The sequence below is a fragment of the Ruegeria sp. YTSC003 genome, assembly GCF_059609785.1.
In genome coordinates, this window is sequence record NZ_JBXWMK010000007.1 from 59,847 (window position 1) to 83,574 (window position 23,728).

18 protein-coding genes are annotated in these 23,728 nt (G+C 56.5%); 5 read left to right on the plus strand and 13 right to left on the minus strand.

Annotated elements, in window-relative coordinates:
• Positions 1-8 precede the first annotated feature (8 nt).
• Positions 9-323, minus strand: coding sequence for a 30S ribosomal protein S10 (gene rpsJ / locus AC2FFH_RS14100; protein WP_008756422.1), 315 nt, complete (start codon positions 321-323; stop codon positions 9-11).
• Between the two features lie 343 nt (positions 324-666).
• Between rpsJ and AC2FFH_RS14105 the strand changes: the two genes are divergently transcribed.
• The gene (locus tag AC2FFH_RS14105; RefSeq protein WP_496770189.1) at positions 667-1,206 is read left to right on the plus strand and encodes a hypothetical protein; all 540 of its coding nucleotides are present in this window, start codon (positions 667-669) and stop codon (positions 1,204-1,206) included.
• Between the two features lie 159 nt (positions 1,207-1,365).
• Here the strand turns inward: AC2FFH_RS14105 and tuf are convergent, their stop codons facing one another.
• The 4 genes from tuf to rpsL are packed head-to-tail and all read right to left on the minus strand — an operon-like array spanning position 1,366 to position 5,595.
• A complete protein-coding gene (gene tuf / locus AC2FFH_RS14110; RefSeq protein WP_108861257.1) occupies positions 1,366-2,541 on the minus strand; it encodes an elongation factor Tu in 1,176 nt (391 codons plus the stop codon).
• A gap of 60 nt (positions 2,542-2,601) precedes the next feature.
• A complete protein-coding gene (gene fusA, locus AC2FFH_RS14115) occupies positions 2,602-4,719 on the minus strand; it encodes an elongation factor G (protein WP_496768421.1) in 2,118 nt (705 codons plus the stop codon).
• 18 nt (positions 4,720-4,737) lie between these two features.
• Positions 4,738-5,208: a 30S ribosomal protein S7 gene (rpsG, locus tag AC2FFH_RS14120; RefSeq protein ID WP_008756926.1), complete on the minus strand. Its 471-nt coding sequence runs from the start codon at positions 5,206-5,208 to the stop codon at positions 4,738-4,740.
• Between the two features lie 15 nt (positions 5,209-5,223).
• Positions 5,224-5,595 carry a 30S ribosomal protein S12 gene (gene rpsL / locus AC2FFH_RS14125; RefSeq protein WP_005621086.1) on the minus strand — a complete coding sequence of 124 codons (372 nt, stop codon included), beginning with the start codon at positions 5,593-5,595 and terminating at the stop codon, positions 5,224-5,226.
• Positions 5,596-5,980: 385 nt separating this feature from the next.
• Between rpsL and AC2FFH_RS14130 the strand changes: the two genes are divergently transcribed.
• The gene (locus AC2FFH_RS14130) at positions 5,981-6,787 is read left to right on the plus strand and encodes a putative rhamnosyl transferase (protein WP_496768423.1); all 807 of its coding nucleotides are present in this window, start codon (positions 5,981-5,983) and stop codon (positions 6,785-6,787) included.
• Here AC2FFH_RS14130 and AC2FFH_RS14135 read toward each other — a convergent pair.
• The 6 genes from AC2FFH_RS14135 to rplJ form a co-directional block, all read right to left on the minus strand.
• Complete coding sequence (locus AC2FFH_RS14135) at positions 6,772-7,641, minus strand: DMT family transporter (protein WP_496739454.1); 870 nt, start codon at positions 7,639-7,641, stop codon at positions 6,772-6,774. The genes AC2FFH_RS14130 and AC2FFH_RS14135 overlap by 16 nt on opposite strands.
• 87 nt (positions 7,642-7,728) lie before the next feature.
• Complete coding sequence (locus AC2FFH_RS14140) at positions 7,729-8,238, minus strand: macro domain-containing protein (protein ID WP_496844625.1); 510 nt, start codon at positions 8,236-8,238, stop codon at positions 7,729-7,731.
• A gap of 81 nt (positions 8,239-8,319) precedes the next feature.
• Positions 8,320-12,561, minus strand: a complete 4,242-nt coding sequence (gene rpoC / locus AC2FFH_RS14145; RefSeq protein ID WP_496844626.1) for a DNA-directed RNA polymerase subunit beta' — start codon at positions 12,559-12,561, stop codon at positions 8,320-8,322.
• Between the two features lie 49 nt (positions 12,562-12,610).
• On the minus strand, positions 12,611-16,744 hold the full coding sequence (gene rpoB / locus AC2FFH_RS14150; protein WP_496735725.1) for a DNA-directed RNA polymerase subunit beta: 4,134 nt from the start codon (positions 16,742-16,744) through the stop codon (positions 12,611-12,613).
• Between the two features lie 252 nt (positions 16,745-16,996).
• Positions 16,997-17,371, minus strand: coding sequence for a 50S ribosomal protein L7/L12 (gene rplL, locus AC2FFH_RS14155; protein WP_037314964.1), 375 nt, complete (start codon positions 17,369-17,371; stop codon positions 16,997-16,999).
• A gap of 79 nt (positions 17,372-17,450) precedes the next feature.
• Complete coding sequence (gene rplJ / locus AC2FFH_RS14160; protein WP_170417030.1) at positions 17,451-17,969, minus strand: 50S ribosomal protein L10; 519 nt, start codon at positions 17,967-17,969, stop codon at positions 17,451-17,453.
• A gap of 481 nt (positions 17,970-18,450) precedes the next feature.
• On the opposite strand from rplJ, the gene AC2FFH_RS14165 reads away from it, so the two are divergent.
• A complete protein-coding gene (locus AC2FFH_RS14165) occupies positions 18,451-19,425 on the plus strand; it encodes a phosphotransferase (RefSeq protein WP_496768429.1) in 975 nt (324 codons plus the stop codon).
• A 160-nt stretch (positions 19,426-19,585) separates the two neighbouring features.
• Positions 19,586-20,626, plus strand: a complete 1,041-nt coding sequence (locus AC2FFH_RS14170; protein ID WP_496768431.1) for a Hint domain-containing protein — start codon at positions 19,586-19,588, stop codon at positions 20,624-20,626.
• A 161-nt stretch (positions 20,627-20,787) separates the two neighbouring features.
• Here the strand turns inward: AC2FFH_RS14170 and rplA are convergent, their stop codons facing one another.
• The gene (rplA, locus tag AC2FFH_RS14175; protein ID WP_058272485.1) at positions 20,788-21,486 is read right to left on the minus strand and encodes a 50S ribosomal protein L1; all 699 of its coding nucleotides are present in this window, start codon (positions 21,484-21,486) and stop codon (positions 20,788-20,790) included.
• A gap of 1 nt (position 21,487) precedes the next feature.
• On the minus strand, positions 21,488-21,937 hold the full coding sequence (rplK, locus tag AC2FFH_RS14180) for a 50S ribosomal protein L11 (RefSeq protein WP_037314971.1): 450 nt from the start codon (positions 21,935-21,937) through the stop codon (positions 21,488-21,490).
• Positions 21,938-22,207: 270 nt separating this feature from the next.
• On the opposite strand from rplK, the gene AC2FFH_RS14185 reads away from it, so the two are divergent.
• Entirely contained in the window at positions 22,208-23,398 is a 1,191-nt protein-coding gene (locus tag AC2FFH_RS14185) for an adenylate/guanylate cyclase domain-containing protein (protein ID WP_496726636.1), read from the plus strand.
• Positions 23,399-23,728 lie beyond the last annotated feature (330 nt).

Below are 23,728 nucleotides of genomic sequence, written 5' to 3' on the forward strand. Positions count from 1 at the left end.
CTCCGATCTTACGACTGCAGCTTGATCTCGACGTCCACACCAGCGGCGAGGTCGAGCTTCATCAGCGCGTCAACGGTCTGGGGGGTCGGATCAACGATGTCGAGCAGACGCTTGTGCGTGCGGATCTCGAACTGGTCGCGGGATTTCTTGTCAACGTGAGGGCCACGGAGAACCGTGAACTTCTCAATCTTGTTCGGCAGCGGGATCGGGCCGCGCACGTTCGCGCCGGTCCGCTTGGCAGTATTGACGATCTCTTGCGTGCTGGCATCCAGAACGCGATAGTCAAATGCCTTCAGCCGAATACGGATGTTTTGGCTTTGCATAATAACAGCCTTTTATCAGGCGTTGAGGTTGAGAGGAGGACAAGCGCGCATCGCCAACCCTCTTCGAACCCAAAAGGCGGGAATCACCCCGCCTTGACGTTCTTATCGAGAACTCGCGCGACTTACAGGGGTGTGGGGGGATTGGCAAGGGGGAAATGTACTTCGCATGAGCACGCGAATGCAAGCCCACCACTAGTGAGCTCAACCTGAACGCCAAAAATATAGTAACACACAGTTTTTGAGTGACTGCAGCTTTGATCTGTCACTTTTAGATTGAGACTCAATTCAAGACTGTTAGCAGTACACCGAACACAAGCATTTCATACAGCAAGAAGGAAAATACATGCGTGGATTTGCAACCATTCTTGCGCCAGCCGTTTTGAGTGGCGCAGTTGTTCTTTCAACTACCTCGGCAGCGATGTCATTGGATCTCAATCAGCGCGCCCAAATCATTGAGAGTGTAGGTAAATTTGTTGAAGCCATCGGTTGCGCATACGAAGCGGACAATCAAGATGATCTCTTGGTAGCCGATCTGGGCACAGAAGAAATGGACGGTGCCAGTTACATAGCATTTCCAATGGTTGATGTTGGTTGCGCACAAGGATCCGGAACTATCTACTTCACACCGGTTGTACTGCGGGTCTCAGATTTTGGCTCTCAGGCAACTTACGTAGACTTGTGGGCTACTGCGCAAGTTGATTTCGTCAACATGCCAGCAAGATCTTTGGAATCTGTAGAAGCTCTGGATGCGAGTCACATTCGCATGACCGGATATGACTACCACGAAGACGATTCAAATTGCTGCCCGACCAAACGCGTGGACCGTGTATACAAACGGTACTTGGGAGGAGGAGAAGGATTGTGGGTCCCGGTGTTTGATTGACGCGATAAACCAAGCACAAAATCCACTCCCAAAAAAAGGCCGCCCCGAGGGAGCGGCCTACGACTAATTCCTTTCCGCGCAACGCGTGCTGACCATAGCAGGAATGCAAAAAAAGGGCGTCCCGAGGGACGCCCTTTTCGTTTGATATCTCGAGAGCGATTACTCGACGATTTTCGACACGACGCCGGCGCCGACGGTGCGGCCGCCTTCGCGGATGGCGAAACGCAGGCCGTTTTCCATCGCGATCGGTGCGATCAGTTCAACCTCGAACGACACGTTGTCGCCGGGCATAACCATCTCGGTGCCAGCTGCCAGGGTCACGGTGCCGGTCACGTCAGTCGTACGGAAGTAGAACTGAGGACGGTAGTTCGCGAAGAACGGAGTGTGACGACCGCCTTCTTCCTTGGTCAGGATATAGGCTTCGGCTTCGAACTTGGTGTGCGGTGTAACCGAACCTGGCTTACACAGAACCTGACCACGCTCAACGCCTTCACGGTCGATACCGCGCAGCAGGGCGCCGATGTTGTCGCCCGCTTCGCCGCGATCCAGCAGCTTGCGGAACATTTCAACACCAGTACAGGTGGTTTTCTGAGTGTCACGGATGCCGACGATTTCGATCTCGTCGCCAACGTTGATCACGCCACGCTCAACACGACCGGTCACAACAGTACCACGGCCCGAGATCGAGAATACGTCTTCGACCGGCATCAGGAACGGCTGGTCAACAGCGCGCTCAGGTGTCGGGATGTATTCGTCCACGGCCGCCATCAGCTTGCGGATCGATTCTTCGCCGATTTCCGGCTTGTTGCCTTCCATCGCGGCCAGAGCCGAACCTGCGATGACTGGAATGTCGTCGCCGGGGTAGTCATACGAAGACAGCAGCTCGCGGATTTCCATTTCCACCAGTTCCAGCAGTTCTTCGTCGTCAACCTGATCCACTTTGTTCATGAACACGACCATGGTCGGGATGCCAACCTGGCGGCCCAGCAGGATGTGCTCGCGGGTCTGCGGCATCGGGCCGTCAGCAGCGTTCACAACCAGGATCGCGCCGTCCATCTGTGCGGCACCGGTGATCATGTTCTTGACGTAGTCAGCGTGGCCGGGGCAGTCGACGTGCGCATAGTGACGCGTGTCGGTCTCGTATTCCACGTGGGCGGTCGAGATGGTGATGCCACGTGCTTTTTCTTCAGGCGCGCCGTCAATCTGGTCATACGCTTTGAAGTCACCGAAATACTTGGTGATTGCTGCGGTCAGCGTGGTCTTGCCGTGGTCAACGTGGCCAATCGTGCCGATGTTGACGTGCGGCTTATTACGCTCAAACTTTTCCTTTGCCATGATGGCCTCCTTTTTCGGTAATGAAGGGAGCCCCTGAACAGAGCTCCCTCAAATCTTCGCTTATGCGTATTTCGCCTGGATCTCGTCCGAGATGTTCTGCGGAACCGGATCGTAGTGATCGAACTGCATGGTGAACTGGGCACGGCCCGACGACATCGAACGCAGAGTGTTGATGTAGCCGAACATGTTCGCCAGCGGAACGAACGCGTCGATCGCGATGGCGTTGCCACGGTTTTCCTGACCGGAAACCTGACCCCGACGTGATGTCAGGTCGCCGATGATGCCGCCGGTGTATTCTTCCGGGGTGATCACTTCGACCTTCATGATCGGCTCAAGCAGTTTCGCACCGGCTTTGCGCATGCCTTCACGCATACCCATACGAGCCGCGATTTCAAACGCCAGAACCGAGGAGTCCACGTCGTGGTATTTACCTTCGATCAGGGCAACCTTGAAGTCGATCACGGGGAAGCCAGCCAGCGGGCCGCTATCCATGACGGATCTGATGCCTTTTTCGACACCCGGGATATATTCCTTGGGCACCGAACCACCAACAACGCGGGATTCGAACGAATAGCCTTCACCCGGCTCTGTCGGCGAGATGATCATCTTCACCTCAGCGAACTGACCCGAACCACCCGACTGTTTCTTGTGGGTGTAAACGATCTCGGCTTCGTGACCGATGGTTTCGCGATAGGCAACCTGCGGCGCACCAATGTTCGCTTCAACCTTGAATTCACGCTTGAGACGGTCAATCAGGATGTCCAGGTGAAGTTCGCCCATGCCCTTCATGATGGTCTGACCAGATTCCAGGTCAGTTTCCACGCGGAAGGATGGGTCTTCTGCGGCCAAACGGCCCAGACCCTGGCTCATTTTTTCCTGGTCAGCCTTGGTTTTCGGCTCAACCGCGATCTCGATCACCGGATCGGGGAAGGTCATCGTTTCCAGAACCACCGGATCGCCGGTCGCACACAGAGTGTCGCCGGTGGTGGTGTCTTTCAGACCTGCCAGTGCGATAATGTCACCTGCGAATGCTTCCGTGATTTCCTCACGATCATTCGAGTGCATCATCATCATCCGGCCGATACGCTCTTTCTTGCCCTTGGTCGAGTTCAGAAGCGTGTCGCCCTTGGCCAGAGTACCCGAGTAGATGCGGGTAAAGGTCAGCGAGCCAACAAAGGGGTCGTTCATGATTTTGAACGCCAGGCCCGAGAACGCCATGTCATCATCCGCGCGGCGGGCAATGTTACGGGTTTCTTCTTCGTCACCGGGTTTGAAGCCCATGTAATCGACAACGTCCAGCGGGCTGGGCAGATAGTCGATCACAGCATTCAACAGCGGCTGAACGCCTTTGTTCTTGAACGCCGAACCACCCAGAACCGGAACAAACGCGATTTCCAGAGTACCTTTGCGCAGCAGGGCGCGCAGGGTCGGAACGTCGGGCTCATTGCCTTCCAGGTATTCCATCATCGCGTCGTCGTCCATTTCGACGGCCGCTTCGACCATTTTACCGCGCCATTCGTCAGCCATGTCTTTCAGGCTGTCACGGATCGGTGCTTTTACCCAGCTTGCGCCCAGGTCTTCGCCCTGCCACAGCCATTCTTCCATGGTGACCAGGTCGATCAGGCCTTCCAGCTCGGTTTCTGCGCCGATTGGAATACCAACTGGAACAGCACGTGCGCCGGTACGATCTTCGATCATTGCAACGCAGTTGAAGAAGTCGGCGCCGATCTTGTCCATCTTGTTGACGAACACCATACGCGGAACCTTGTAGCGGTCAGCCTGACGCCACACGGTTTCGGTCTGGGGCTCAACACCGGCGTTTGCGTCCAGAACGCAGACGGCACCGTCGAGAACCGCCAGCGAACGTTCAACTTCAATGGTGAAGTCAACGTGGCCGGGGGTGTCGATGATGTTCAGGCGGTGCTTGGGCGAGTCAGCAGTTACACCGTCTTCGGTGCGTTCCCAAAACGTGGTGGTCGCCGCCGAAGTGATGGTGATGCCGCGTTCCTGCTCCTGCTCCATCCAGTCCATGGTGGCTGCACCATCGTGCACCTCACCGATGTTGTGGGATTTGCCGGTGTAATACAGGATGCGTTCCGAGCAGGTGGTTTTACCTGCATCGATGTGCGCCATGATACCGAAGTTACGGTAATGGTTGAGTGTATATTCGCGTGCCATTTTGATAAGCCTCTGGAATTACCAACGGTAATGGCTGAAGGCTTTGTTCGCCTCGGCCATCTTGTGGGTGTCTTCGCGCTTTTTCACGGCAGTACCGCGGGACTGTACGGCGTCCAGCAGTTCGCCCGCAAGGCGCTCTTCCATGGTGTTTTCGTTACGGCCACGCGCAGCAGTGATCAGCCAGCGGATGGCCAGTGCTTCGCGGCGCTCGGGGCGCACTTCGACCGGAACCTGATAGGTTGCACCACCAACCCGGCGCGAGCGAACCTCGACCGACGGTTTGATGTTGTCGAGTGCTTCGTGGAACACTTCGACAGGAGCGCGCTTGATCTTGCCTTCAACGCGGTCAAAGGCGTTGTAAACGATGCGCTCTGCGACCGACTTCTTGCCGTCGATCATCAGGTTGTTCATGAATTTGGTCAGTACCTTGTCGCCAAATTTGGCGTCAGGCAGGACTTCGCGTTTTTCGGCGGCGTGACGACGTGACATATCAGCCTCTCCTTCTTACTTGGGACGCTTCGCGCCGTATTTCGAACGACGTTGCTTACGGTCTTTGACGCCCTGGGTATCCAGAACACCGCGCAGGATGTGGTAACGGACACCGGGAAGGTCTTTTACACGGCCGCCACGGATCAGAACAACCGAGTGTTCCTGCAGGTTGTGGCTTTCACCGGGGATGTACGAGATGACCTCGAACCCGTTGGTCAGGCGCACTTTGGCAACCTTACGCATAGCGGAGTTCGGCTTTTTCGGTGTGGTCGTATACACACGAGTACAGACGCCGCGCTTCTGCGGGCACTGCTCCAGGTGCATGGACTTCGAGCGTTTTACTTTGGGCTGACGCGGCTTGCGGATCAGCTGTTGAATAGTTGGCATTCCGGTTTCTTCCCCGTTTTGCAACACACATGACATGCACGCGCATTGCGTGCGGCTAAACTTGCTGCGTTCGTGCGTCCACAAGCGCAAAACCCGCGAGCGTTCCCATTCCGAGGTGAACGTCGCGGTTTGTTATCAGAGGGCGCGAACGATAAAAGTGTCCGGGCCTTGACCAGTTCATTACTGGAATCGGTTGTGGGGCGGCCCCCGGCACCGAGATGACGCGCGTATATGGGGAGTCGGCCCGAGTGTCAACAGCACATACCCGACAAGCCGATTGGCAGCGTTTTATCAAGACTTAGCTGCAGCTTCCAGCGCTACTCGCCCGTTGCCGGCAATTGCGGATTTCTGCATAGTGGCCACGAAACTTTTTGATGGACGAAACATGCAAGTCATTGGCCTGTGCCGCTTTTCCTACCCCGCGATCGGCGGCTATCAGGTAGAACACGAAACTGTCGAAGAGCGTCGTCAATACCTGTACAATCCAGAGCGGCTGGAAGAACGGTTTCGTCTGTTCGAAACCACCACCATGCCCGGTTTTCGGGAACAGACAGACGAGGACTTTGAACTGGTGGTGCTAACCGGTGAATGCCTTCCCCAAAAGTCCATGGACCGACTGTATGATCTAACCTCGGGCATCAGGCAGATCCGCATCGTCAAGCGCACACCAGCCCGGCATCGCCCAGTTGTCAAAGAGGTTCTGCACAGCGCCCGCACCGACCCGGATCAGCCGTGCCTCCAGTTCCGGCATGATGACGATGACGCCGTCTCGGTCGACTTTGTCGAACGTCTGCGCCTTGCGGCGATTGACGCTAAAGGACTGACCAGGAATAGCCAAACGGTCGGGCTGGATTTCAACAGCGGGTTTCTGGCGCGTTTTGGACCGGATGGCATTCGCGCCACCCAGGTGTTCCGGTCCCTTTTGGGCGTAGGGTTGGGGATGTATATTGCCGGCGGCTGCAAACACACGATCATGAGCTTCACGCACCATAAGATCGGTCGTTTCATGCCCGTGATCAGCTATCCCGACGCGCCCATGTGGGTGCGTACGCTGAACAACTTCAACGACTCCCCCCATGCCCGCGCCAGCAAGACCGGGCTGTCCCCACTGACACCGGAACAAGAAGGCGAGTTCATTGCGCGATTTGCCATTGAACAGGACAAGGTGCGGCGGGCTCACTCGGCAGGTTGAGACTGCCGTTCCCGGAACAGCGTGAACAGCCCCGCACCCACGACCAGAACAGCGCCCAACATCGTGATCGTATCAGGCCAATCGCCAAAAATGACCCAACCCAGCCCCAAAGCCCAGATCAGGCTGGAATACCGGAACGGCGCGATAAAACCGACGTCGCCTTCGCGCATGACCATGACGCTGCAAAGATATCCGGTCAGAACAAAGACCGCGGCTGAGGCCACCATTATGCCTGCGCCCGGCGTTACCGGCTCCCACCCTGTGACTGCAGTTGCGATCCCTGCGGCCACTGTAATGGAAACCGTCGTCGCCAATGTGACCGTCAAGGACGGAACATGGGTGGACATACGCCTGGTAATCAGGTCGCGTGCGGTGACGGATGCCACGGCAATCAGAGCGTAAATCGCGTAAAGACTGAACCCATCAGGCCCCGGCCGTACAATCAGCAACATTCCTGCAAAGCCCATCCCGATCGCTAGAATGCGGCGCCAGCCGATATGTTCACCAAAGAACAAAACAGCCCCCAATGTCACCGTAAGTGGCAACGCCTGAAGAACGGCCGTTACATTTGCAAGCGGCATATGCAAAAGCGCTGTCAGAAAGAAGAATGTGGCCGACAACTCGGCCAGGCAGCGTGCAGCAACAAGCCACTTGTCGTGGCGCGGAAAGTTCAGGTGCAGCGCCCCAAGATGACGCGCCATCAGAAACACCAATAACGTCGCCAAGAGGCCACGCATCGCAACCATCTGAAACAGCGGCAAGTCTGCCCCCGCAACTTTGATCAATGCATCATTAACGGTAAAGGCTGCCATGCTGCCCATCATCAGCATAGCGCCCTTCACATTCGGGTTCATAGTCGCAGAATCCAATACTCAAAAGAAACACGGATCATTGGCCGTAAGTCCTTGTGAGATGTCAATATGCAACCACGGACCCGTCGGTCAGTCGGGCAAGATCACCAGTGTGTGGTCTATACCGGCAAGGGCCGCGTCTATGCGCTGGGCAATCTCAACCCAATCACCCCCAGCCAATCCTGCGCCAATCATCGGATAGCCGATCCGCGATGCGGGAAATGTGCGTGCAATCTTCGAAAAACAACCCGAGATCGCGTCATATTCCACAAGCGGCCCCGGCCCCTCCCAATGAAACTGGGTATAGGCATTAACCACCGCAAACTCGGTCGTACCCCGCGTGATCTGGACCGAAGAAATCGTTCCGAGTTTTGATCGGGACCCAAGGTCCGTCTGCTTGTCGGCCTCAAGCGCATCAGGGAATTCCACCGCAATCGCCCGTGCTATCCCGGCCCCCATCGCATGGAAGCAATTGCAACCGTGAACGATGACATCAAACTCACCATTCAGTGCAAGCTGTATCAAATCACCTTTGATTGTATGCATCATGCATCCCTTGGTCAGTGGGTCGCTGTCTTCGAGACTATTCAGTTGTATCACGATTGGGCGAAAGCGCACCAAGGGCAAAAGAAAAGGCCCCGCAAAATCGCAGGGCCTTTCCGTATTTCTATGATGAGGAAGTTACTCGCGGCTTTCCGGTGTTTCCACCAGAACGTCCAGCTCGTCACCGACCATATCGTCATCCATGACCGGCGCAGCCAGAGCAGCGGCCGCTTCGGCCTCTTCCCGGCGGGCTTCGATCACGACGTTGTCGCGGCCTTGCGCAACCTGGCGCACGGCCTGAGTGGCCCCACCGGTACCGGCTGGGATCAGGCGACCAACGATGACGTTCTCTTTCAGGCCAACCAGTTTGTCCTTCTTGCCCTGAACCGAAGCTTCGGTCAGCACGCGGGTGGTTTCCTGGAACGACGCCGCCGAGATGAACGAACGTGTCTGCAGCGAGGCTTTGGTGATCCCCAGAAGGATCGGTTCGCCCTGAGCCGGACGTCCGCCGCGGGCCAACGTCTTTTCGTTGGCTGCGTCAAACTCCTGCTTGTCGACATGTTCGCCTTTCAGCAGGGTGGTGTCGCCCGAATCCAGGATCTCCCACTTCTGCAGCATCTGGCGCACGATGACCTCGATGTGCTTGTCGTTGATCTTCACGCCCTGCAGACGATAAACGTCCTGCACTTCGTCGATCATGTAATCCGCCAGCGCTTCAACACCCATGATGGACAGGATGTCATGCGGAGCCGGGTTACCGTCCATCAGGTATTCACCCTTCTGGATGAAGTCCCCTTCGGCGACCGGGATGTGCTTGCCCTTGGGTACCATGTACTCGATGGTCTCCATGGACTCGTCAGCCGGCTCGATGCTGATGCGGCGCTTGTTCTTGTAGTCGCGGCCAAAGCGCACGTAACCATCGGCTTCTGCGATGATCGCGTGATCTTTCGGACGACGGGCTTCGAACAGTTCGGCCACACGTGGCAGACCACCGGTGATGTCCTTGGTCTTGGCGCCTTCACGCGGGATACGCGCAACGACTTCACCAGCCTCGATTTTTTCACCGTCTTCGATCGACAGGATAGCATCCACCGACATCGGATAGTGAACCGGGTTGCCCGCATCATTGCGGACCGGCTCGCCATCTTCACCAACCAGAATGATCTCGGGCTTGAGGTCGCTGCCTTTGGGGGCGGCGCGCCAGTCGATCACGATTTTCTGGGTCATGCCGGTTGCATCGTCGGTCTCATCGCGGACAGCAATGCCCGAAACAAGGTCAACATACTTCGCGGTACCGGCTTTCTCGGCGATGATCGGCAGGGTGTAGGGGTCCCACTCGTACAGCTTGTCGCCACGGGCAACCTTGGCGCCGTCCTTGACGAACAGCTTGGAGCCGTAGCCCAGCTTGTGGCTGGCACGTTCCTCGCCGTGTTCGTCCTTGATCACCAACTTCATGTTCCGACCCATGACCAGGATTTCGCCTACGGAATTGGCCAGAACCTGCGGGTTCTCGAACGACACCACACCGTCTTGGCTGGCTTCCTGGAACGACTGCTGACCACCTTGGGCAACACCGCCGATGTGGAAGGTCCGCATCGTCAGCTGTGTACCAGGTTCACCGATGGACTGGGCGGCGATGATGCCGACAGCCTCACCCGTGTTGACCCGCGTACCACGTGCAAGGTCACGACCATAGCAGGTGGCACAAACGCCTTCCTCGGACTCACAGGTCAGAGGCGAGCGGATGCGCATCGAAGCAACACCGGCCTCGTCAATGGTGTCGGCCATGCGTTCGTCGATCAACTGACCCGCAGCGACCAGAACCTCTTCCGTACCCGGACGCAGAACGTCATCGGCCGAAACACGACCCAGCACACGTTCGGCCAGCGATGCAACAACCTCACCATCGTTGACCGCGGCTTCGGCGGTGATCGCACGTTCAGTACCACAGTCGATCTCACGAACGATGCAGTCCTGAGCCACGTCCACCAGACGACGGGTCAGGTAACCCGAGTTCGCCGTCTTCAGAGCGGTATCCGACAGACCTTTACGGGCACCGTGGGTCGAGTTGAAGTACTCGAGAACGGTCAGACCTTCTTTAAAGTTCGAGATAATCGGCGTCTCGATGATGTCACCGTTCGGCTTGGCCATCAGACCACGCATACCGCCCAGCTGTTTCATCTGAGTAACCGAGCCACGCGCACCCGAGTGGGCCATCATGTAGACCGAGTTCGGTTCCTGTTCGGAGCCATCCTCTGCCCGATCCGAAGACGAGATCGTGCCCATCATCGCATCGGTGACGCGGTCGTTACACTTCGACCAGGCATCGACAACTTTGTTGTACTTTTCGCCCTGTGTGATCAGTCCGTCCATGTACTGCTGTTCAAAGTCTTTTACCTGACTGCGGGTCTCATCAACGATGCCCCACTTATCATCAGGGATGACCATGTCGTCCTTACCGAACGAGATGCCCGCCTTGAACGCTTCTTTGAAACCCATCGACATGATCTGGTCACAGAAGATAACCGACTCTTTCTGACCGCAGTAACGGTAGACAGTGTCGATCACCTGCTGCACTTCTTTCTTCCGCAGCAGACGGTTGACCAGCTCGAACGGCGCCTTGTTGTTCATCGGCAGCAGCGCACCCAGGCGCAGACGGCCCGGAGTTGTCTCGAAACGCTTCTGAACTTCGTTGCCTTCGTCGTCGATCTGCGTGATCCGCGCGGTGATCTTGGTGTGCAGGTGCACTTCGCCGGAATCCAGCGCGTGCTGAACTTCGTCGATCGAACCAAACACCTTACCTTCGCCGGGCATGCCTTCGCGTTCCAAGGTCACATAGTACAGACCCAGGATCATATCCTGCGACGGAACGATGATCGGCGCACCGTTTGCAGGCGACAGAACGTTGTTCGTCGACATCATCAGAACACGGGCTTCCAGCTGGGCCTCAAGGCTGAGGGGCACGTGAACCGCCATCTGGTCACCGTCGAAGTCGGCGTTAAAGGCCGAACAGACCAGCGGGTGCAGCTGGATGGCTTTACCTTCGATCAGGACCGGCTCGAACGCCTGAATGCCCAAACGGTGCAGCGTCGGCGCACGGTTCAGCATAACAGGGTGTTCGCGGATCACCTCGTCGAGGATATCCCACACTTCGGGACGCTCTTTCTCGACCAGTTTCTTCGCCTGCTTCACGGTCGAAGACAGACCCTTGGCTTCAAGGCGCGAGTAGATGAACGGCTTGAACAGCTCCAGCGCCATCTTCTTGGGCAGACCACACTGGTGCAGCTTGAGTTCCGGACCGGTCACGATGACCGAACGGCCCGAGAAGTCGACGCGCTTACCCAAAAGGTTCTGACGGAAGCGACCCTGCTTACCTTTCAGCATGTCCGACAGCGATTTCAGCGGACGCTTGTTGGCACCGGTAATCACGCGCCCACGACGGCCATTGTCGAACAGAGCGTCCACGGATTCCTGCAACATCCGCTTTTCGTTGCGGACGATGATGTCAGGTGCGCGCAGTTCGATCAGACGCTTCAGACGGTTGTTCCGGTTGATGACGCGGCGATACAGATCGTTCAGATCCGAAGTCGCGAAACGGCCACCATCCAGCGGAACCAGCGGACGCAGTTCCGGCGGAATGACTGGGATCACGGTCATCACCATCCACTCAGGCCGGTTGCCCGACTCGAGGAAAGATTCAACAACCTTCAGACGTTTGATGATCTTCTTGGGCTTCAGTTCACCGGTTGCTTCGGCCAGATCAGCGCGCAGCTGCTCGGCTTCGGCTTCCAGATCGATCTGAGCCAGCATCTCACGGATAGCTTCCGCACCGATGTTCGCCGTGAACGCGTCCATGCCATAGGCATCCTGCGCGTCCATGTACTCTTCTTCGGTCAGCATCTGGCCATAAGACAGGTCGGTCAGACCGGGCTCGATGACTACATAGTTTTCAAAGTACAGAACACGTTCCAGATCGCGCAGCGTCATGTCCAGCATCAGACCGATGCGGGACGGTAGCGATTTCAGGAACCAGATATGTGCGACAGGCGCGGCCAGTTCGATGTGGCCCATACGCTCGCGGCGGACTTTCTGCAGGGTGACTTCCACACCGCATTTCTCGCAGACAACGCCGCGATACTTCATCCGCTTATATTTGCCGCACAGACATTCGTAATCTTTGATCGGGCCAAAGATACGCGCGCAGAACAGACCGTCACGCTCGGGCTTGAACGTCCGGTAGTTGATGGTTTCGGGTTTCTTGATCTCGCCATAGGACCAAGACAGAATCCGCTCGGGCGACGCCAAGGAGACTTTGATCTCGTCAAAGACTTTCGGCGGCGTCAGCGGGTTGAACGGGTTATTGGTGATTTCCTGGTTCATTTTGCGTCCTTACAAATTGGGATGGGATGAGTGTGGGGCGTTGCCGCCCCTACTCTTCCTCCGCATCCAGGAGTTCCATATTCAGGCCGAGGCCACGGACTTCTTTAACCAGAACGTTGAACGATTCCGGTACGCCCGCTTCAAAGTTATCCTCGCCTTTGACGATCGACTCATACACCTTGGTCCGGCCGGCGACGTCATCCGATTTCACGGTGAGCATCTCCTGCAGGGTGTAGGCGGCGCCATAAGCTTCCAGGGCCCAGACCTCCATCTCACCAAAGCGCTGACCACCGAATTGCGCCTTACCACCCAGCGGCTGCTGGGTAACCAGGCTGTAAGGCCCGGTCGAACGCGCGTGGATTTTGTCGTCCACAAGGTGGTGCAGTTTCAGCAGGTACTTGATGCCCACGGTCACCGGACGCGCGAATTGCTCACCCGTACGACCGTCGAACAGAACCGACTGACCGCTTTCCGAGAAGCCCGCACGCACCAGCGCGTCGTTGACGTCAGCCTCTTTGGCTCCGTCAAAGACGGGGGTCGCGATCGGAACACCGCGGGTCACGTTGCCCGCAGCTTCAATCAGGTGACCTTCGTCCATGCCGGCAATGCCTTCTTCATAGACATTCTCGCCATAGGCCAGCTTCATCGCTTCGCGAACCGGGGTCAGGTCGCCGGAGCGGCGGTATTCACCCAGTGCTTCGTCGATGTTCAGACCCAGACCGCGTGCGGCCCAACCCATATGGGTTTCAAGGATCTGTCCAACGTTCATACGCGAAGGCACGCCCAGTGGGTTCAGACAGAAGTCAACCGGAGTACCATCAGCCAGGAACGGCATGTCTTCCATCGGAACAACCTTGGAGATCACGCCTTTGTTCCCGTGACGACCGGCCATCTTGTCGCCCGGCTGCAGCTTACGCTTCACGGCGATGAAGACTTTGACCATCTTCATCACACCCGGCGGCAGATCGTCACCACGACGGACTTTCTCGACCTTGTCCTCGAAACGGGCATCCAGAGCGCGCTTGAGCACTTCGTATTGCTCATTCAGAGCCTCTACGATCTGTGCGTCCTTTTCGTCTTCCAGTGCCAGCTGCCACCACTGACCACGGGTCAGCATGTCCAGCAGTTCCTCGGTGATCACCGATCCCGCCTTGACGCCTTTCGGGCCTTTGACAGCGGTTTTACCCAGGATCAGGCCTTGCAGACGCGCGTAGATGTTGCGGTCAAGGATCGCCAGCTCGTCATCCCGGTCACGGGCCAGACGTTCGACTTCCTCACGCTCGATCTGCAACGCACGCTCGTCTTTCTCGACGCCGTGACGGTTGAAGACGCGGACTTCCACGACAGTCCCGTAATCACCCGGCTTCACGCGCAGCGAAGTATCGCGCACATCAGATGCTTTTTCACCAAAGATGGCGCGCAGCAGCTTTTCTTCCGGGGTCATCGGGCTTTCGCCCTTCGGAGTGATCTTGCCGACCAAAATATCGCCCGGCTCAACATCCGCGCCGATGTAAACGATGCCAGCCTCGTCGAGGTTGCGCAGCGCTTCTTCACCGACGTTCGGAATGTCGCGGGTGATCTCTTCCGGGCCCAGCTTCGTGTCACGGGCGGCGACTTCGAATTCCTCGATATGGACCGAGGTAAAGACGTCATCACGCGCAATACGTTCGCTGATCAGGATCGAGTCTTCGTAGTTGTAACCGTTCCACGGCATGAACGCGACGACCACGTTTTTACCCAGCGCCAGCTCACCGATATCGGTGGACGGACCATCGGCAACAACCTCGCCTTTCGTGACAGTGTCGCCAACTTTCACCAGCGGACGCTGGTTGATGCAGGTGTTCTGGTTCGAACGCTGGAATTTGCGCAGACGATAGATGTCCACACCCGCGTCGCCCAGTTCCAGATCTTCGGTAGCACGAATAACGATACGCTGGGCGTCGACCTGGTCAATGATGCCGGCACGTTTCGCCTGAATCGCAGCACCCGAGTCGATGGCAACCTTTTCCTCAATACCGGTGCCGACCAGCGGCGCCTCGGCCCGCAGCAGCGGAACCGCCTGACGTTGCATGTTCGAACCCATCAGGGCGCGGTTGGCGTCGTCATTTTCAAGGAACGGGATCAGCGATGCAGCAACCGATACCAACTGTTTCGGGCTGACGTCGATCAGGTCCACATTCTCGCGCGGGGCGAGAGTGTAGTCGCCCGACTGACGGGTCGAAACCAGATCGTTGATGAACTTGCCATCCGCATCCAGTGTCGCGTTCGCCTGCGCCACAGTGTGACGCATTTCTTCGGTCGCGGACATGTAGTGAACCTCATCGGTCACCTCGGCGTCTTTGACGACGCGGTACGGTGTTTCGATGAAGCCATACTTGTTCACGCGGGCAAAGGTGGCCAGCGAGTTGATCAGACCGATGTTTGGGCCTTCCGGCGTTTCAATCGGGCACATCCGACCATAGTGGGTCGGGTGTACGTCGCGCACCTCAAAGCCCGCACGTTCACGTGTCAGACCACCGGGGCCAAGCGCCGAGAGACGGCGTTTGTGGGTGACTTCCGACAGCGGGTTGGTCTGGTCCATGAACTGCGACAGCTGCGACGAGCCGAAGAATTCGCGAACAGCAGCAGCAGCCGGTTTCGCGTTGATCAGGTCCTGCGGCATGACGGTGTCGATCTCGACCGACGACATACGCTCTTTGATCGCGCGCTCCATGCGCAGCAGGCCAACGCGGTACTGGTTTTCCATCAGTTCGCCGACAGAACGCACACGACGGTTGCCCAGGTGGTCGATATCGTCGATGTCACCTTTGCCGTCGCGCAGCTCAACCAGCGCCTTGATGCAGGCCACGATGTCTTCGCGGCGCAGGGTGCGCAGGGTATCCGGCGCATCCAGAGCCAGACGCATGTTCATCTTCACGCGGCCAACGGCGGACAGGTCATAACGTTCGCTGTCGAAGAACAGCGTGTCGAACAGTGCCGAGGCCGCTTCGACGGTGGGCGGTTCACCTGGACGCATAACACGGTAGATATCCATCAGCGCGGTGTCCCGGCCCATGTTTTTATCTGCCGCCATGGTGTTGCGCATGTACGGACCGACGTTGATGTTGTCGATGTCCAGAACCGGAATCTCGGTGACGCCGGCATCGATCAGCTCTTTGACAGTGCCGCCGATCAGATCGCCGTCCTTGTCATATTCAAGCGTCAGCTCATCACCGGCTTCGACGTAGATCGCACCGGTTTCTTCATTGATGACGTCTTTGGCGACGAATTTGCCAACGATATGATCGAATGGAACAAGCAGGTTGGTGACAGTGCCTTCGTCGATCAGTTTCTTGACAGCGCGCGGTGTGACCTTTTTGCCTGCTTCAGCAATCACTTCACCCGATTTCGCATCAATCAGATCATAAGTCGGACGGGTACCGCGCACACGTTCCGGGAAGAACGGAGCGATCCAACCCTTCTTCTTGTCCAGCTTGTAGGACACGGTGTTGTAGTACGCGTCCATGATCGCTTCCTGATCCAGACCCAGCGCATAAAGCAGGGTCGTCACAGGCAGTTTGCGGCGACGGTCGATACGGGCGAACACGATGTCCTTGGCATCGAACTCAAAGTCCAGCCAGCTGCCGCGATACGGGATGATGCGGCAGGCAAACAGCAGCTTGCCCGAAGAGTGGGTCTTGCCCTTGTCGTGGTCAAAGAACACACCAGGCGAACGGTGCATCTGGGACACGATCACACGCTCGGTGCCGTTCACGATGAACGTCCCGTTCGGCGTCATCAGGGGCATATCGCCCATGAACACGTCCTGTTCTTTGATGTCTTTAACCGATTTCGCGCCGGTGTCCTCATCGACATCAAACACGATCAGACGCAGAGTGACCTTCAGCGGCGCGCTGTAGGTCATGTCGCGCTGCATGCACTCTTCGACGTCATATTTAGGTTTTTCCAGATCGTATTTCACGAACTCCAGAACGGAGGTTTCGTTGAAATCCTTGATCGGGAAGACCGATTGGAACACGCCTTTGATGCCTTCGCCGTCTGTGGGCACATCTGCATCGCCGGAGCGCAGGAATAGATCATAAGAGGATTTCTGGACCTCAATGAGGTTCGGCATCTCCAGCACTTCGCGGATTTTGCCGTAATATTTACGAAGACGTTTCTGGCCAAGGAACGTTTGAGCCATGTCAGATGTCACCTTTCGATGTTCTCAGCGGACAAAGACACCGTCGGGCCCCGGTGCCTTGCACATTAGAGACGACACGTCCGGATCAATTCGTGGCCACCGTCCCGAATGGCAGCCTCCCGATCCGCGAACCGCGTCTTAGAAAACACCCCAATTTTCAGAGGCCCTTTCTAAGACAGGTTCGGCTGGACCCGGATTTCTCCGGATCCAGCCAATTTCTGCGGCACATCAGCGATGCACCTGTCGAATGGCTTAGGCCAGCTCGACTTCGGCGCCAGCTGCTTCCAGCTTGCCTTTGACTTCTTCGGCTTCGTCTTTCGACACGCCTTCTTTGATCTTGCCGCCAGCTTCGACCAGTTCTTTGGCTTCTTTCAGGCCCAGACCGGTGATGCCGCGAACTTCTTTGATCACGTTGATTTTCGAAGCGCCGGCGTTCTTCAGAACGACGTCGAATTCGGTTTTTTCTTCCTCAGCTGCGCCACCGGCGTCGCCACCGGCTGCCATGACAACTGCGCCGCCTGCTGCGGGCTCGATGCCATATTCGTCTTTGAGGATGGTTTTCAGTTCTTGTGCTTCCAGCAGGGTCAGACCCACGATGCTTTCTGCGAGTGCTTTCAGATCAGCCATTTTATCAGCTCTTTCCGTTTACAGTGTGTGTTCCAACGTCAGGGTAGTTACCCTACGCAGATCATTCAGTGCCAACCGCTTACGCAGCTTCCGCCTTCTCTTCGATGGTGGAAAGGATGCTTGCGATGTTGCTTGCAGGTGCGCCAATTGCGCCAGCGATGTTCGAAGCAGGTGCGCCCAGCATGCCCGCGATAGTAGCAATAAGCTCCTCGCGCGAAGGCATTTTGGACACGGCTTCGACGCCGGCACGATCCAGAGCGTTCTCACCCATTGCACCGCCAAGAATTTCGAACTTTTGGTTCTCTTTGGCGTAGTCCTGGGCCACTTTGGCTGCTGCCACAGGGTCCTCGGAATAGGTCAGAACGGTCATCCCTGTCAGCAGGTCGGCCATGCTTTCACACGGCTTACCCTCAAGGGCGATTTTGGCGAGCCTGTTCTTGGCAACACGCACGGAGCCACCCGCGTCACGAGCACGTGCGCGAAGGTCCTGCATCTCGGCAACTGTCAGACCGGCGTAGTGAGCAACCACTACGACGCCAGAGCTTTCGAAGATTTGGCCGAGTTCCTCGACCACTTTCTCTTTCTGGGCTCTATCCACAGTTCTCTCCAAGTTTGGGGCGATATCTCACCCCGGCTCATATTTGCCGCAGCTTTCGCTCCGGCGTTCAGGTCCGTTGTTACGGGATTGGCCAAAATTCGCCCGAGGGTTGGACCCCCCAGAATTCTTTGGTCTTACCCGTCTCAGGCAGGGAATTAAGGGGCCACATGGCACCACCCACCGTCTTGGACGAAACAAAATAAAGCGCACGACGAATCGCACGCTTTACTTCGTAGCCCTACTTAGGGCAGATGGGGCCGGTTTCCAAGGGGTAAATTGCGGTTTCCGCAGGTTCGCAACAGCACCTGTCGAAAACGATTTCCACCCCGTTTAGGGCTTAGCGTGTATATAGGCGCGGATTTGCGCAGCACAACGCGCAAACGCCAAATCAAGCAGCCCCAAGCATCGACTTTCCGTTGACATGGACATCGCACTGTTATCCTGTCCGGAGACTGGACAATAGCACTCAGGACTTGGCCCGTTGGCTGGAACGCTGCCCCTTTCAGACGAAGAAGATGCCCGCGTCGCCTTATTTATCGACGAGTTTTCAAACCAGTTCCTGAAAGAGCCCATCCGCCGTTATGAATGTATCTACCGATCGCACGCGTTCGACGACACGCGGTCCGTCGTGATCCTGCATACCGCAGCGCAGGCTTTCGCCCTTAAGATCGATACGCAATCGCCAGACACCGGGCGATTGAAGGACGAGTATGACCTGCTCGTCGAACTGTACCGATTTTTTGAGGGCAATGAGACCTCGCGCGTTGTCCGACCCGTTTACCTCTCGCCAGGTGGTGCTTTTCTGGTGACCGAATACATCAATCGGCCAACCGCCGTTGATCTGATCTACAACAGCAAAGACGATGATCAGGTCGCCCAGGTGTACCGTCGCGCGGGGTCGTGGCTGAACGATCTCCACAGTCGCAACCCGCCTGTTCGTTACGCCTTTCGCCCCAGGTGGATGACAGACAGCCTGAAAGAACTGATGACGGCCGTTCCCAACAAAATCGCGAACCAAAGCCGGACAATGGTGAACCTGATGCTGTCCGAAGGGACCCGCCTGAAGGGCACCGAGGACCTGCGCGTGTTTTCACATGGCGATTATCACGGGCAGAACCTTATTGTGGGACAGGGGAAAACGATCGGACTGGATTTCACCGAAGCCCGCGACAAGCTGGCGGTCTACGATATCGTCGATTTTCTGAAGGCGGATATCTTTCGGAATGGCGGCACATTGGGTGTCGACCGAAGCGGTATCCTTAAAAGAAACAAAGACATGTTCTTTCGCCTTTACCGACATCCTGTCAATGTTGAAATCTTGGATTATTGTCTCCGCGGACGGCTATTGAAAGACTGGTTGGCCTTGTGGCGGAACGACCACGAATGCAGCGATTTCGAAAAAGACAAGCGGCAAAGACTGGGCGATCGCCTGCAGATCGCGTTCCAACACCGTTGAGCTGGATGGATGGTCAGCGTAAATGACGAGATTGTGAGCGACATCGCGCAAATCTTAGTTGACCGAACCATCCCAAGAAACGTTATCCCAAACCATAACCCACGCGGCGTTTGTCAGTTTAGGCCGACAAAAACCGCCACACAGAAGGTAAGTCGCTTACATGGTTCTCCGCAGTTTTTTTGCTCAGGACAGCTCCAGCCTGGTCGCTACATTCGTCCCGGATACAGCTGACGCGAACGATATCGTGGTCGGAGGCTCGATCATCAACAATTCGGACACACCGGATGGCACCATCTTTACCTACTCGGGCGGCACCGGTACCACCATCACACTGGATGACACTGCTGGCAGCCCTGACGTTTTCGACGATGACCTGCCAGCTGGCCACGTCATCACGGATGGTGGCGGCATAGTGACAAACGGCATGCAGGTAGAATCCGAGTCAATTATCACTGTGCGAGCCCTGGATGACGATCTCAACCCGACCGGTCCAGAAATCACCATCTATGTGTTTTCCCAAGGCGGCGTGACGCAGGACGTTTGGGGCTATGCTACATCTGCCCCGCTAGATCCCGGAACGTCGTATGTCAAAACCGGCGGTTCGAATGCCGGGTCGTCGGCGTATGCTGACTATGTTACCTGCTTTGGGCCGGGAACCCTTATCGAGACTGCAGACGGTATCGTCGAGGTTCAAGACCTCATCAAAGGTCAACGCGTCTGGACACGGGACAGCGGATTTCAACCGATCCTCTGGATCGGAACGACCGAGGTTCATGGTCATGGGTCATTTGCTCCGGTGGTGATCGAGGCCGGCGCTATCGGGAACACGAAAGAGCTGGTGGTTTCGCAACAGCATCGAATTCTGATCGGCTCTCCTGCCACTGACATGCTTTTTGGATCATCCGAAGTGTTCGTGGCCGCCAAGAACCTGTGTGGCATTCCAGGGGTTTCGATCTGCCCAACGGATCGCATCACCTACACTCACTTCATGTTCGACCGACACCACATTGTCCGATCCAACGGCGCGCTGACAGAAAGCTACTATTATGGCGAAAGCGCAAAATACGCACTGTCGTCCCCGCAACGATCTGAAATCCTGGCGCTATTCCCATCAATCGAAGATGTCAGCGATGCGTTTCGACACACCGCAGTCCCAACAATCAGCGCGCGTGAGGCCGGTGTATTGCGCGCATATATCTAAGCCGTAGAGGTCAGACGCGCGCAGTCTTAAACTGCAGCTTCCGCCTGGCGCAGGCCACTTGAATGCCGCCTTCACGCGGACAGCCTGATCATCTTTAAGTAAGAAAATCCCGGGCGGTTCGCACCACCCGGGATTTCATCTTCGCGGTATTACAATTGGGCTTATTCGCCCGATGCCGCAGCAACATCCAAAGTCACGCCAGGGCCCATTGTCGAGCTCAGCGCGATTTTCTTCATGTAGGTGCCTTTGGCACCTGTCGGTTTGGCCTTGGCCACGGCCGAGATAAAGGCGCGGACGTTTTCGACCAGCTTGGCTTCGTCGAAGGACGCTTTGCCAACACCGGCGTGCACAACGCCGCCTTTTTCTGCCTTGAACTGAACTTCACCACCCTTGGCTGCTTCCACGGCCGCTTTCACGTCCATGGTCACGGTCCCAACTTTGGGGTTCGGCATCAGGTTGCGGGGGCCCAGAACTTTGCCCAGACGACCGACGATCGGCATCATGTCCGGGGTGGCAATGCAGCGATCGAATTCGATGGTGCCGCCCTGAATGGTTTCCATCAGGTCCTCTGCGCCAATGATATCCGCACCTGCTTCTTTCGCTTCGTCAGCCTTGGGGCCACGAGCGAACACAGCAACGCGCATGGTTTTACCGGTGCCATTTGGCAGGCCGACAACACCACGAACCATCTGGTCCGCGTGACGGGTGTCAACACCCAGGTTCAGCGCGATCTCGATGGTTTCGTCGAATTTCGAGGTTGCATTGGCTTTGACCAGGGCAACTGCTTCGTCAACCGACAGGTTTTCCTTGCCAGCGACAGCTTCGCGCGCGGCGCGCGTACGTTTACCGAGTTTTGCCATCTTACTTCACCTCGATGCCCATAGAGCGGGCCGAGCCCAGGATGATCTGCATTGCGCCTTCGACGTCGTTGGCGTTCAGATCTTTCATTTTGGCTTCGGCGATTTCGCGAACCTGCTTCGAGGTAACGGTTGCCACGGTCTCACGACCTGGGTTTTCCGCGCCACGGGGGCGGTTACGCTTACCAACCGGCTTCAGACCAGCGGCTTTTTTCAGGTAATAAGACGCGGGCGGCGTCTTGATGTCCATGGTGAAGGACTTGTCCTGATAATAGGTGATCACGGTCGGGCAAGGTGCGCCTTGCTCCATGTCTGCGGTCTTGGCGTTGAACGCCTTGCAGAATTCCATGATGTTGATGCCGCGCTGACCCAGCGCCGGACCAACTGGCGGCGACGGGTTCGCCTGACCTGCAGGAACCTGCAGTTTCATCGTACCAGCAAGCTTCTTAGCCATTTGGTTTCTCCTTTTCCAACACCCCTCTGACGCGTCATCAGGGCTATTCAGTTGTGTGGTCTGGTCCGCGAATCGCGATACGCTCGCCTTCCACAGTGCTTGACGCATTTTACGACAGAGCTGCGCCTTACTAGTCTGAACGTCCAATGGCAAGCCGAATTTCTGATCGCCGATCTGCCTGACGTACGAATCTTGCAGTTTCAGCCCAAGACAGTCAGAGTTTCATGATACCGGTCTATACGCTACAGCACGCAGCCTAACGAGAAACGCATGTTGCCCGCATCGCAAAAACCCAGCCCGCAACAAACTAAAGTTGACGCCCTGATCGAATGGATGGTCGATGGGGCCCGCTCGGCAGGAAATGCCATAGGCATCATTGAGGGTATTTGTACGAGTCTAGTGGATGCTGGCGTAGCAATCGACCGGTTCGGGTTGTTCATCTGGACGCTTCACCCCAATCTGACAGGCCGCCGGTTCTTATGGAAGGCGGGTGAGGGAGTGGACAGGGTTGATGCCCCGCTGCAGTTGTTTACGACCGAAATTTACACGAACAATCCCTTGCCCCATGTGATCGAGCGTAAGGAAACTATTCGTCGGCACTTGGAAGACCCCGATTGCCCGGAAGATTACATCATCATAGGCGAATTGCGCGAACAAGGGTTTACAGACTATCTTGCGCAGCCACTGATCTACCTCAACGGCGATACCCACGTGTGCACGTGGTCGAGCGCATCGCCGGGCGGATTCTCAGAACGGGACTTGAATATTCTGGAGAGGGTCCGTGGACCGCTCGCACGCCTGACCGAGTCCTATATGCTGCGACTGGATGCAACCTATCTTTTGTCGACCTATGTGGGCCGGAACAGTGGCGCACAAATTCTGGATGGCAAGATACACCGCGGCGACGGAGGAGAAATCGACGCCGTCATTCTTTTCGCAGATCTTAAGGGGTTCACACAACTCTCGAATTCAGTTTCCGGAGACGCGTTAGTCAAGCTTCTGAATAATACTTTCGACTGCCTGGCCCCATCCGTGATGGATCAGGGCGGTGAAATATTGAAATTTATGGGTGACGGATTTTTTGCCATTTTCCCAACTCGGGAAAACATGCCCCCAGACGCACAGGTCAAAGCCGCAATTGCGGCGGTTCAAGAAGGTTGGCAAGCGCTGGACACGGCAAGCTTCGATCATAAACTGGGCGTCCGCACAGCTATCCACTATGGTCGGTTTCATTATGGCAACATCGGAGGTGGCGACCGGCTGGATTTTACAGCGATTGGGCCTGACGTGAATCTAACCGCCCGATTGCTTACAGCGGCGACAGAGTTAGATTCTGATCACGTCCTCTCTGACGCGGCTGCGGCAATTCTGCCAGAACTGTGCGAACAGATCGGAACGGCGTCCCTAAAAGGGTTTGGCGAGGATCAATCTGTCTGGAAAGTTCGCACAGCAAATTCATAAAAAGGGTGCCCAACAGGTCACCTCAACATAAACTTTCTGCGAAGCCCAAGTATCCCTGCTTCGTAACCTGCGTGAAGTCCAGCTCGGCCGACATCTCGCAGCCAAAGATCGAAACCAAGACCTTCGCTTCTGGTTCTCGTCGTCCACGCCGTCGCCCATACCGACGAATTCCTCGAACGGACCATAATTGACCCGCTCGTCCACATTTCGTGAGTTAGAAGACTTTTATACCCATCGGAAAATAGCCTGAAATTGGCAAAAGTCCGCCAACCAACCGCGCTAAGACTGGGATTCGAGCGTCACTGCAATGTCCAGGTCCGCGTTGAGCAA

Bases quoted from the DNA above. Each gene is read 5' to 3' on its own strand.
- rpsJ (WP_008756422.1), bottom strand. From the start codon at position 323: ATGCAAAGCCAAAACATCCGTATTCGGCTGAAGGCATTTGACTATCGC.
- AC2FFH_RS14105 (WP_496770189.1), top strand. From the start codon at position 667: ATGCGTGGATTTGCAACCATTCTTGCGCCAGCCGTTTTGAGTGGCGCA.
- tuf (WP_108861257.1), bottom strand. From the start codon at position 2,541: ATGGCAAAGGAAAAGTTTGAGCGTAATAAGCCGCACGTCAACATCGGC.
- fusA (WP_496768421.1), bottom strand. From the start codon at position 4,719: ATGGCACGCGAATATACACTCAACCATTACCGTAACTTCGGTATCATG.
- rpsG (WP_008756926.1), bottom strand. From the start codon at position 5,208: ATGTCACGTCGTCACGCCGCCGAAAAACGCGAAGTCCTGCCTGACGCC.
- rpsL (WP_005621086.1), bottom strand. From the start codon at position 5,595: ATGCCAACTATTCAACAGCTGATCCGCAAGCCGCGTCAGCCCAAAGTA.
- AC2FFH_RS14130 (WP_496768423.1), top strand. From the start codon at position 5,981: ATGCAAGTCATTGGCCTGTGCCGCTTTTCCTACCCCGCGATCGGCGGC.
- AC2FFH_RS14135 (WP_496739454.1), bottom strand. From the start codon at position 7,641: ATGAACCCGAATGTGAAGGGCGCTATGCTGATGATGGGCAGCATGGCA.
- rpoC (WP_496844626.1), bottom strand. From the start codon at position 12,561: ATGAACCAGGAAATCACCAATAACCCGTTCAACCCGCTGACGCCGCCG.
- rpoB (WP_496735725.1), bottom strand. From the start codon at position 16,744: ATGGCTCAAACGTTCCTTGGCCAGAAACGTCTTCGTAAATATTACGGC.
- rplL (WP_037314964.1), bottom strand. From the start codon at position 17,371: ATGGCTGATCTGAAAGCACTCGCAGAAAGCATCGTGGGTCTGACCCTG.
- AC2FFH_RS14170 (WP_496768431.1), top strand. From the start codon at position 19,586: ATGGTTCTCCGCAGTTTTTTTGCTCAGGACAGCTCCAGCCTGGTCGCT.
- rplA (WP_058272485.1), bottom strand. From the start codon at position 21,486: ATGGCAAAACTCGGTAAACGTACGCGCGCCGCGCGCGAAGCTGTCGCT.
- rplK (WP_037314971.1), bottom strand. From the start codon at position 21,937: ATGGCTAAGAAGCTTGCTGGTACGATGAAACTGCAGGTTCCTGCAGGT.
- AC2FFH_RS14185 (WP_496726636.1), top strand. From the start codon at position 22,208: ATGTTGCCCGCATCGCAAAAACCCAGCCCGCAACAAACTAAAGTTGAC.